At 60.8% G+C, this 10,913-nt stretch carries 9 protein-coding genes; 3 read left to right on the forward strand and 6 right to left on the reverse strand.

The window, feature by feature from the left end:
* Positions 1 to 14: 14 nt before the first annotated feature.
* Positions 15 to 1,469, forward strand: coding sequence for a TrkH family potassium uptake protein (locus tag LT42_RS13520; protein ID WP_037017252.1), 1,455 nt, complete (start codon positions 15 to 17; stop codon positions 1,467 to 1,469).
* Positions 1,470 to 1,535: 66 nt separating this feature from the next.
* Positions 1,536 to 1,847 carry an Mpo1-like protein gene (locus LT42_RS13525; RefSeq protein ID WP_037013788.1) on the forward strand — a complete coding sequence of 104 codons (312 nt, stop codon included), beginning with the start codon at positions 1,536 to 1,538 and terminating at the stop codon, positions 1,845 to 1,847.
* A gap of 56 nt (positions 1,848 to 1,903) precedes the next feature.
* On the opposite strand, the gene LT42_RS13530 is transcribed toward LT42_RS13525, so the two are convergent.
* From LT42_RS13530 to recQ, 5 genes are all read right to left on the reverse strand, one after another.
* Entirely contained in the window at positions 1,904 to 2,722 is an 819-nt protein-coding gene (locus LT42_RS13530; protein WP_037013789.1) for a UDP-2,3-diacylglucosamine diphosphatase, read from the reverse strand.
* Between the two features lie 144 nt (positions 2,723 to 2,866).
* Complete coding sequence (locus LT42_RS13535; protein ID WP_037013791.1) at positions 2,867 to 3,163, reverse strand: Rdx family protein; 297 nt, start codon at positions 3,161 to 3,163, stop codon at positions 2,867 to 2,869.
* A 3-nt stretch (positions 3,164 to 3,166) separates the two neighbouring features.
* On the reverse strand, positions 3,167 to 5,554 hold the full coding sequence (locus LT42_RS25735; protein ID WP_037013793.1) for a FimV/HubP family polar landmark protein: 2,388 nt from the start codon (positions 5,552 to 5,554) through the stop codon (positions 3,167 to 3,169).
* A gap of 145 nt (positions 5,555 to 5,699) precedes the next feature.
* On the reverse strand, positions 5,700 to 6,134 hold the full coding sequence (locus tag LT42_RS13545; RefSeq protein ID WP_037013795.1) for a MarR family transcriptional regulator: 435 nt from the start codon (positions 6,132 to 6,134) through the stop codon (positions 5,700 to 5,702).
* A gap of 160 nt (positions 6,135 to 6,294) precedes the next feature.
* A complete protein-coding gene (gene recQ / locus LT42_RS13550; protein WP_037013796.1) occupies positions 6,295 to 8,421 on the reverse strand; it encodes a DNA helicase RecQ in 2,127 nt (708 codons plus the stop codon).
* A 210-nt stretch (positions 8,422 to 8,631) separates the two neighbouring features.
* On the opposite strand from recQ, the gene LT42_RS13555 reads away from it, so the two are divergent.
* Positions 8,632 to 9,219 carry a UPF0149 family protein gene (locus tag LT42_RS13555; RefSeq protein WP_037017255.1) on the forward strand — a complete coding sequence of 196 codons (588 nt, stop codon included), beginning with the start codon at positions 8,632 to 8,634 and terminating at the stop codon, positions 9,217 to 9,219.
* 45 nt (positions 9,220 to 9,264) lie between these two features.
* Here LT42_RS13555 and pap read toward each other — a convergent pair whose 3' ends face one another.
* On the reverse strand, positions 9,265 to 10,767 hold the full coding sequence (gene pap / locus LT42_RS13560; RefSeq protein WP_037013798.1) for a polyphosphate:AMP phosphotransferase: 1,503 nt from the start codon (positions 10,765 to 10,767) through the stop codon (positions 9,265 to 9,267).
* Positions 10,768 to 10,913 lie beyond the last annotated feature (146 nt).

Raw genomic sequence — 10,913 nt, forward strand, 5'->3', positions numbered from 1 at the left:
ATCCGAGCGACTGCATGGCGTTGCCGACTCTCCGCATCATCGGTTTCATTATCGGCATCTTCCTCATCACCCTGGCCATCGCCATGGTCGTGCCCATGATCACTCTGATGATTTTCCACCGCACGGCCGACATGCCGTCGTTCCTCTGGTCGAGCCTGATCACCTTCGTCTCCGGGCTGGCGCTGGTGGGCCAGGGCCGCCCCGAGCATGTGCACCTGCGGCCCCGGGACATGTACCTGCTGACCGTCAGCAGCTGGGTCATCGTCTGCGTGTTCGCCGCGCTGCCGTTCCTGTTGACCCAACACATCAGCTACACCGACTCCTTTTTCGAAAGCATGTCGGGCATCACCGCGACCGGCTCCACGGTTCTGAGCGGGCTGGACACCATGTCGCCCGGCATCCTGATCTGGCGCTCGTTGCTTCACTGGCTGGGCGGTATCGGCTTTATCGGCATGGCCGTGGCGATCCTGCCGCTGTTGCGCATCGGCGGCATGCGCCTGTTTCAGACCGAATCCTCGGACCGTTCCGAGAAGGTCATGCCGCGCTCGCACATGGTGGCCAAATTCATCGTGCTCGTGTACCTCGGCATTACCGTACTTGGCACGTTGGCGTTCTGGTGGGCCGGCATGAACCTGTTCGACGCCATCAACCACGCGATGTCGGCGATATCGACTGGAGGTTTCTCCACTTCGGATCAGTCACTGGCGAAATGGCCGCAACCCGCCGTGCATTGGGTGGCGATTGTAGTGATGATCCTCGGCGCCCTGCCCTTCACCCTGTACGTTGCGACCTTGCGCGGCAACCGCGGGGCACTGCTCAAGGATCAGCAAGTGCAGGGCTTCATCGTGCTGCTGTTGGTGACGTGGCTGGTGATGGGCGCCTGGTATTGGGCGACGACCGATCTGCCGTGGTACGACGCCTTGCGTCATGTCGCACTCAACGTGACCTCGGTCGTGACGACCACCGGCTTCGCGCTGGGGGACTACAGCCTGTGGGGCAATTTCGCGCTGATGCTGTTTTTCTATCTGGGATTCATCGGGGGCTGTTCGGGGTCAACGGCGGGCGGCGTGAAAGTGTTCCGCTTCCAGGTCGCGTACATCCTCCTGCGCGCCAACCTGCACCAGTTGATCCATCCGCGCGCGGTGATCAAGCAGAAGTACAACGGCCACCGCCTTGACGATGAAATCGTGCGTTCCATCCTGACCTTCTCGTTTTTCTTCACCTTCACGATCTGCCTGATCGCGCTGATGCTGTCGCTGCTGGGGCTCGACTGGATGACCGCCTTGACCGGCGCCGCCAGCACCGTGTCCGGCGTGGGCCCGGGGCTGGGGGAAACCATCGGGCCGGCGGGTAACTTCTCGACGCTGCCGGATGCCGCCAAATGGATCCTGTCACTGGGCATGCTGCTGGGACGCCTTGAAATCATTACCGTGCTGGTCCTGTGCATCCCGGCGTTCTGGCGGCACTAAGCGGCCGATGCAGGTCGTTCAACCTGGGCTAAACTCTGCTGATCACTCGTACCAGAGCCTACCCCTATGGAAGCGGTTAAGACGTTTACCCGGTTTTCTGATTTCTATCCGTACTACCTGCAGGAGCATCGCGACAGTACGTGTCGGCGTCTGCATTTCATTGGCACCAGCCTGGTCGTTCTGATCCTGGCGTTCGCCGTGCTGAGCGCCAACTGGCTGTTGCTGTGGGCATTGCCGCTGGCGGGCTATACCTTCGCATGGGTCGGCCACTTCTTCTTCGAGAAAAACCGCCCCGCCACGTTCAAGCATCCGTTTTACAGCCTGCTCGGCGACTTCGTCATGTACAAGGACATGCTCACCGGCAAGGTGTCGTTCTGACAGCCGCTCGGCTCAAAGCGATTTAACCTCAAACCGACTTGAGCTCAGCGCCTGGCTCATACAGCCTCGCCCACCGCCTGCGGTACTTCGGTGCTTTTGGCTTTGAGGTGGGCATCGGCCAGCCTGAACAGCTCAATCGTGCCATCCCAGTGTTCGATCAAGGCGGTGCAAGACTCCACCCAGTCACCACAGTTGAGATATTCCACACCGCCCACCTGACGAATTTCGGCGTGATGGATATGCCCGCACACCACACCGTCCAGACCGCGCTTGACGCATTCATGGGCGATGGCCTCTTCGAAGTCGCTGATGAAACTCACCGCCGTTTTGACCTTGTGCTTCAAGTAGGCCGACAGCGACCAGTAGCCGTAGCCGTACTTCGCACGCCAGTGGTTCAGCCAGCGATTGAGGGTCAGGGTGAACTCGTAGGCCGAGTCGCCAAGAAACGCCAGCCAGCGGTGATAGCGGGTGATGACATCGAACTGGTCACCGTGGATGACCAACAGGCGACGGCCGTCAGCAGTCAGGTGTACGGCTTCGTCGACCAGCTGGATGTTGCCCAGAATGAGCATTGAATAGCGCCGCAGGAATTCGTCGTGGTTGCCGGTGACGTAGATGACCTCGGTACCGCGCTTGCTCATGGTCAGCAGACGGCGAATGACGTTGGTGTGCGCTTGCGGCCAGTACATGCCGCCACGCATCTTCCAGCCGTCGATGATGTCGCCGACCAGATAGACCTTGTCGGCATGGTATTGCTTGAGGAACCCGCTGAGGTGTTCGGCCTGGCAGTCGCGTGTGCCCAGATGCACGTCCGATATCCACAAAGTCCGGACACGTTGCTTTCGGCTGGGTTTCACGCTCTCGGCAATGCTCATGGATCACCTCCACTTGAATTTCTTCAAGCGTGGACGCGGTCGGTGAAATGAACATGACGGCAGTGTTTAGCTTTGATGACACGAAAGATCGGGTAACACCTTTACCGACAGACGCAGAGGTGTTGCGCCGGTTCCGATCCGCCTTCAGGTATCCAGACCAGTGTGACGGTCGTTATGCCCCAGATCGCGGTCGGGATCGATCTGGTCACGCACGCGCTGCTTGAGCACTTTGGCCTCCGGGAAGCCGCCATCGGCCTTGCGCTCCCAGATTTGCACGTCATCGCAGGTAATACGGAACACCCCTCCCGTCCCTGGCACCAGTGATACCTTTCCCAGATCGTCGGTAAACGTGCTCAACAACTCTTGCGCCAGCCAGGCGGCACGCAGCAGCCACTGACACTGCGTGCAATAGGTGATGGTGATCTCGGGTTTGGTGGGCATCGATCAGCCCAACCCGGCGAGCAGGTCACGGGCAGTTTGCTGCGGGCCGTCGTCGGAGCCTTCAATGACTTCCTGCAACAGACGGCGAGCCTCCTCGATATTGCCTTCATCGATCAGCACCTGCGCCTCGTTGATCTTGCTCAACGGCTCCTCTTCAAGGCTCAGCAGATCAAAGCCGCCCTCCTCAATCATGAAGCTGTCGAGAAAGGCATCATCCAGCAGGTCGTTGTTGCTCTGTACAGCCACTTCAGGACCCGGTTCAAACTGCACGTCCATCTCCAGGGGCGACTGCTCCTCGGCAAAATCACTCAAAAATTGCTCATCCGGCATCTCGAAGACTTCGGGCAACTGCGTCAGATCGGACGAAAAAGAAGGGTCCAGCTCAGGTTCGGCTTGCGGCACAGGCGCGGGCTTGCGCGCGGCAGGTGCACTGTCGAACGGGTCCACAAGGTCCCAGTCGGCGTCCATGGAGAGGTCGTCCAGGTTAAGCTGGAAATCGTCCGACAGGTCTACGGGGTTCAGCGATGCCGCAGCATTTTCGTCCAGCTGCGCAGGCTGGACGGGGCTCGTCTCTGCGAGGTCGTGTATTGGTTCGCTGGACAGCGACTGGTCAGATAGAAATTCGCCGACTGACTCGTCCGGCGCTTGCGACGCCATCGCAGCCACACCGATCGCCGCCGCAGGCACGATCGCTGAGGTCGCTGCCGGCGTGATGAACGTCGCCGGTTGGGCCTGCGGCGCAGGCTCGGCAGGCTGGCGAACCAACTTCGGGTAACGGCTGCGGATGTCGTTGAGCTTCTGCGCCTCGACACCCTGACTCAGCAGAGTCTGTTCTTCTTCGTCATACCCTTCGACATCGCCCTGCTCGCCCAACAGCTCGAGGATCCGCAGGCGAACGTCAGTGCGCTCGGGTTGCCGGTCCAGTGCGTCACGCAAGATGGCCAGTGCTTCGGCAAAACGACCGTAGGCGATGTAGATACTTGCGCCATCCAGAGCATCAGTGGCGGCGCCGGCCAGACGCTGGCCGGCCGGGGCCGAAGATGCCGGGCGCGGAGCCGTTACGGCAGGCACTTCAAAAACCGGTGTGACCGTCGCGCCGGTCCGTACGATGGGCTCGGGCGCCACGGGCTCAAGGGCCTGCTGATTCTTGATTTTGTTGCGCCGCACCGACCAGGCCAACGCCAGGAGCAGCAACAGCACCAGAAGGCCCGCCAGGATCGACGTCCAGGGAAGCTCATCGTCCACGTCGGCGACCGGCGTAGGTGCTGGAGCAGGAACCGGGGTCGCGACCGGGGCCGGAGCCGTCGCAGCAGTGGCGGGCACAGGTGCAGGTGCAGGTGCAGGCGCAGCCGCCACAGCAGGCGCGGGTTGCGCCGACTGGGCCTTGAGCTCCGCCAACTGAGTCTGCAGCTCGATGATCTGCTTGTCTTTGTCGACTTCTTCAACAGAGGCCGTTTGCACTTGCTGCTTGAGGTCATCCAGCGTCTTGTCCAACTGCTCGTTGTCCGACGCTGCGTTTGTTGACGGGTCGTTCTGCGATCCAGGGCCAGGGGTCGGCGTGGTGGACGTCGGCGTGGTAGGTGTCGACGCTGTGCCGGCTGGATTTGACGCCGCAGCGGCACTCGGCTTCGGCTCGGAAGCGCTGTCAGGCAGCAACAGGCTCTGGCCTACCTTCAACTGGCTGCGGTCGCCATTGGGAAATGTTTGCGGGTTGAGCGCCAGAATGCCTTTGACCAGGTCTGCGGAAGACGTCTTGCTGCCGGGGGCCTGGACTTGGCGAGCGATCCCGGCCAGCGTGTCGCCGGAAACAACCGTGTAATGCTTGCCCTGTCGAGCCTGAGGCGGCGCCACCGGAAGCCGTGACTCATCAGCCTTGGCGCCCGCTGCAGGAGATTGGGCTCGGCTGCGCGTCGCGGCAACCCCCGACGCCGAGGTGGGCGGGTCGAGCAACACGGTGTACTCATGCAGCTGATCGCCATTGGGCCGCACCAGCCTGACCAGGAAATTCAGATACGGCTCGGTGACTGCCTTGTGCGACTCGATGTGAATGACGCTGCGGTTGCCGCGGATTACCGGAGTGAAACGCAGGTCATTGAGAAAGAACACGCGCTCTACGCCAGCCTTGGCAAACGCTTCGGGCGGCGCCAGACCTACGACGATCTCCTCGGGACTCATTCCACCCGCCTCGATCAGTTCGATGTCGGCATTGAAAGGTTGCCCAAGTGCAGAATGCAGGCTGATCTCGCCCAGTCCCAGCGCAGCGGCCATGGAGCTGTGCAGCAACGCGACCGAGGCAAGGCCGATGCCGAGCAAACCCGAACGAAGACCCGACTGAACACGAGGGGCTTTGCCCGCTTCGCGACGACTACCGGCCTGAAAACTCTTCAGCATGCGAACCCTTTTGAAGACGAGGCAGGCTTCCCTGCACATTCCGTACGTGCCCGGACACGTTTTCCGGGCACTATCAGTATGGGTGCAAATAGAACAGGATGTTTCGCCCGCTTCAATGTATTTGTCGCGGAGCGTCGGGCGGTTTTCAGGATTTTTCGAGGTTGGCGAGGATTTTTGAATGCACGCGCATGCACATCCGCAGTTCTTCCTCGTCAATGCCGGCAAACAACTCGTGGCGCAAGGCAGTGGCAATGGTTTCGATTTGCTCGATCAGAGGTCGGGCGGTGTCGCAGAGGACGATCTTTTTCGCCCTGCGATCTTCCAGCACAGCCTGCCGCAGGACCAGACCCTGATTTTCCAGGCTGTCCAGCAGGCGCGCCAGGGTCGGTCCTTCAACCCCGACACTTTGCGCCAGCTCGCGCTGGGTAGGTGGGGCTTTAAAGCGCGCCAGGTGCAACAGAACCAGCCAGCGCGCCTGGGACAGTCCCAGATCAGCCAGGCGGCGATCCAGCTCTGCACGCCAGCCTCGGGACATATGGGCCAGCTGCATGCCAAAGCGATGTTCTTCGGTTAACGGCATAGGTAACTCGATGGTTAAAGGCGAATCCTAATTAATAGGCAGCTAACCATGGAGCCGGGGATGAGGCAAGCGCCCCGCTGTGGTGATTCGTCGCACAGGCGGCGCGGCGTCAATCCAGCGTGCAGGCCGCTGAAAGCTGCACGTGTCCGCCACCGCGCTGCTAAACCTCGAATTCGGATTGCAGTGCTGCGCGCACGCAATACAGCACGCCCTCAGGGACGCGACCGGTGAACAGCTCGGCAATGGCAGCCACCGGGGGTAGCTCGCCTTCGCCGTCCAGGAACGCATCCTGAACTTCAGTCAGCAGATCTTCGGGGAGGTCCAGCGCCTGATCCAGTGACAGCTGCTGTTTGCCGATGGCTTCGGCGAGCATCGTGTAGACGTTTTTTTCCGAACATTGCAGCTGGCCTGCGATCTGCATCGGCGTCATGCCCGCACGCGCAAGGCTGATGAGCTCATGCCGAACATCGGCCACCACCCGTGGTGCCGGTGCCGCGCCGCCGAGGACTTCAAGGAATGCCTCACCGTACCGCTCCAGCTTGCGCGCGCCAACACCGCTGACCCGGCCCATTTCGGCCATGGTTCCGGGTTGGCTGCGCAGCATTTCGAGCAAGGTCGAGTCAGGGAAAATGACGTACGGTGGCACGCCGTGTTCTTCGGCCAGTTTGCGCCGCAGCGCGCGCAGCGCTTCCCACTGCTCGCGTTCTTCGCCACGCACCAGTTGGCTCGCGGGGCTGCCGGAAGCTTTGGCGGTGGTCTGCGGCTTCAGGTCACGGCGCAGTTGCAACGTGACTTCGCCACGCAAGAGCGGACGGCAGGTATCGCTCAGGCGCAGGCCACCGTAGCCTTCCAGATCGATGTCGGCCAGGCCGCGCGCCACGAGCTGTCGGAACAATGAACGCCATTCCCCTTCGCTGCGGCTCTTGCCTACACCAAAGACCGCCAACTTCTGATGACCGAAGCTCTGAACCTTGTCGTTCTCCTTGCCGAGCAGTACATCAACCAGGTGCCCCACGCCATAACGCTGGCCGGTGCGATAGATCGCCGACAGCGCCTGTCGTGCAGGTTCGGTGGCGTCCCAGGTCTGTACGCCATCGACGCAGTTGTCGCAGTGCCCACAGGGGTTAGGCATGATTTCGTCGAAGTAGGCAAGCAGCGACTGACGGCGGCAGCGGGTTTCTTCGCACAGCGCCAGCATTGCATCGAGCTTGTGCTGTTCGACGCGCTTGTGCCGCTCGTCGCCCTCGGAGTTCTGCAGCATCTGCTTGAGCATCAGCACGTCTTGCAGACCGTATGCCATCCACGCATCGGCCGGCAGACCATCGCGCCCTGCCCGGCCCGTCTCCTGGTAATAAGCTTCCAGCGACTTGGGTAGATCCATGTGTGCGACAAATCGCACGTTCGGCTTGTCGATGCCCATGCCGAAGGCGATCGTCGCGACCATGATCAGCCCTTCTTCATTCAGGAAGCGGCGCTGGTTGCCGGAACGGGTCTCAATGGGCAAGCCGGCGTGGTAAGGCAACGCCGGATAACCGTTGTCGCTCAGAAAGGCGGCGGTCTCCTCGACCTTCTTGCGCGACAGGCAATAGACGATGCCCGCATCGCTGCGACGCTCGGACAAAAACGCGAGCAGCTGTTTGCGCGGCTGCTCCTTGGGAACGATGCGGTAGAAGATGTTCGGGCGGTCGAAACTGGACAGGAAGCGCTCGGCGTTTTGCAGGTGCAGCCGCTCGACGATCTCTTCGCGAGTCCGCTTGTCCGCCGTTGCGGTCAGCGCGATGCGCGGCACGTCCGGGAACAGCTCCGCCAGTTGCCCCAGTTGCAGGTATTCGGGGCGGAAATCATGCCCCCACTGCGAAACACAGTGGGCTTCGTCGATGGCAAACAGGGCAATTTCGAGATTCTGCAGAAACGACAGCATGCGCGGCTGAACCAGACGCTCCGGCGCCAGATACAGCATCTTGATTTCACCCAGACGGATGCGGTTGGCAAGCTCGCGCTGCTGCTCGGCGCTCAGCGTGGAGTTGAGGGCCGCAGCCGACACACCCAGCTCTTCAAGCGTTGCCACTTGGTCGTCCATCAACGCAATGAGCGGCGAAACCACCACGGCAAGACCATTGCGCAGCAGGCCCGGCACCTGGAAACACAGGGATTTGCCGCCGCCCGTAGGCATGAGCACCAGAGCATCACCGCCACTGGCCACGCGCTCGATAATGGCACCCTGGCGACCGCGGAAGCTGTCGTAGCCGAAGATGTCTTTAAGTACGCGTTGTGCCTGGTCGAGCATAAATACCCCGGATGGTGCCGCAACAGCGGTCGAGAATCGCTGTGGAAATCGCAAAGCGCGGCAGTATACCGGAGCGCCCCGACAGATTGGACAGTGGCGACACCACCGGTCGAAATTAAGCGCAATACCGATTCCAGTGCCCTCGCCGCTGGCGCCGAGCGCCCTCAGGGCCTAGAATTCAGCATCGTTTATTTCCAGGGTAGTCCGTCAATGTCCTTCGCTGAGCAATTACACCGCCTGCAAGCCTTCCTCGATGCCGATGAGCTGCATGACGAAGCGCTGGACTATGTAGCCGCTCATGGCTACCTGACCGCGTTGTCCATCTGTGCCGAAACCGTGCCGGACCGTGAGTGGATCGACGCTCTTTTCGCCGAGCCCCCTCATTACGCCGACGAGGCGCAACACCAGGAAATCGAAGCCACACTGATCCAGCTAAAGGCCCACATCGCTCGCCAGCTGGCATCGGACGAAGAGTTTGAGCTGCCTTGCGACCTGGACTTGGGTGATGACCCGGACGACTCCGAATTGCGTGGCTGGTGCATTGGTTTCATGGAAGGCGTGTTCCTGCGCGAATCTGCCTGGTTCGAGAACGATGAAGAGGAAGTCAGCGAGATGCTGCTGCCGATCATGGTCGGTTCCGGCCTGTTCGACGAACAGCCGGAGTTTGCCGATATCGCCGCCGACGCCAATCTGATGGACGACATGATCGTGCAGATTCCAGAGGCACTGACCGCCCTTTACCTGTTGCTGCAAGCTCCAGACGAAAAGCCGGCGATCCTCAAGCCTCGCCATCACTAAGTCGCAGTTGCGTACGAGTCAAAGCGGCTCGTACGCGTCCCCCTCCTATTTGTGCTTCTTGTCACTCTTCGCGAACGCTGATTCCAGCGCCTGGTTGATCGTGCGCAGCACTTTTACCCTCGCCCATCGCTTGTCGTTGGCCTCAACCAGCGTCCACGGGGCAATTTCGGTGCTGGTGCGATCCACCATGTCTCCCACCGCCTCTCGGTAAAGCGGCCACTTGCTGCGGTTGCGCCAGTCGTCTTCGGTGATCTTGTGGCGTTTGAAGGGCACTTTCTCCCGCGCTTGAAAACGCTCCAGTTGAGTCTTGTCGTCGATCGCCAGCCAGAACTTCACCACAACAACGCCGAAGTCGGTGAGCTGTTCCTCAAAGTCGTTGATCTCGCTGTAAGCCCTCAACCAGTCCGCCTCCGAGCAAAATCCTTCGACGCGCTCGACCAGCACCCGCCCATACCATGAACGGTCGAACACAGTGAATTTCCCGCGCGCCGGAATCTGCCGCCAGAAGCGCCACAGATAAGGCTGAGCGAGTTCGTCCTGGCTGGGCGCGGCGATTGGCACGATGTGGTACTGGCGCGGATCAAGGGCGGCGGCGACGCGTTTGATCGCACCGCCCTTGCCTGCGGCGTCGTTGCCTTCAAATACCGTAACAAGCGCATGACGGCGCATGCGTTTGTCACGCATGAGCCCGGACAATCGCGCCTGCTCGGCAATCAGCTGTTCTTCGTAATCATCCTTTTCGAGCGCCAGCGTCATGTCGAGGTTATCGAGCAGGCTTAGCTCATCGCTGTTGTTCGGCAAAGGCCCCAGGCCCACCAGATTGGTTTGCCCTTCGGGCGTTCTCAAGGCGTTCTGCAGACCTTCAAGCAAAAGCCGGCCCACGGTCAGACTGCGGTAGTTGGGGTCCACGCCTTCAATGACATGCCAGGGTGCGTAGTCACGGCTGGTTCGACGCAGCACACGCTCGCCAAAGCGTACGAACCGGTCGTAGGTCTTCGACTGCTGCCAGTCCAGCGGGCTGATGCGCCAGCTGTGCAAGGGGTCGTCTTTCAATGTCTTGAGGCGCAGCTTCATCTGCCGCTTGGAAAGGTGGAACCAGAATTTGAAAATCACCGCGCCCTCATCGACCAGCATCTTTTCCAGTCGCTCGGCGGCATTGATGGCTTGATCGAGCACCGGGTCCTTGAACCGTTTATGGACCCTGCCCTGAATCATCTGGCTGTACCAGTTACCGAAAAACACGCCGATCCGCCCTTTGGGAGGCAACTGGCGCCAGTAGCGCCAGACCGGAGGATGGGCCAGTTCTTCATCTGTCTGCTGATCGAAGGTGCGGACCTCGATGTAGCGCGGATCCATCCATTCGTTGAGCAACTTTACCGTTTCGCCCTTGCCTGCGCCCTCAATGCCGTTGATCAGCACGATGATCGGGCGCTTGCCCTGCTCATGCAGTTCGTACTGGGCCTCCAGCAGCGCTTCTCGCAGAGACGGGACTTCGCTGTCGTAGGTTTCATCGTCGATGGTGTGGCCGATTTCAGCAGATTCGAACATGCAGGGCTCCCTTCAGGATCGCTCAGGACTGGCAGGCACGGCGCAAGGCAGGCCGGGCTGATGCAGGTATGACCGTTAATCAGGGCCATCGGTCAATGCGGCCAACATAATCGGTGTCAGACAACGTCAGTTGACCGCACGCGCTT

The organism is Pseudomonas lutea, from assembly GCF_000759445.1.
In the GTDB taxonomy this organism is placed as follows: Bacteria; Pseudomonadota; Gammaproteobacteria; order Pseudomonadales; family Pseudomonadaceae; genus Aquipseudomonas; species Aquipseudomonas lutea.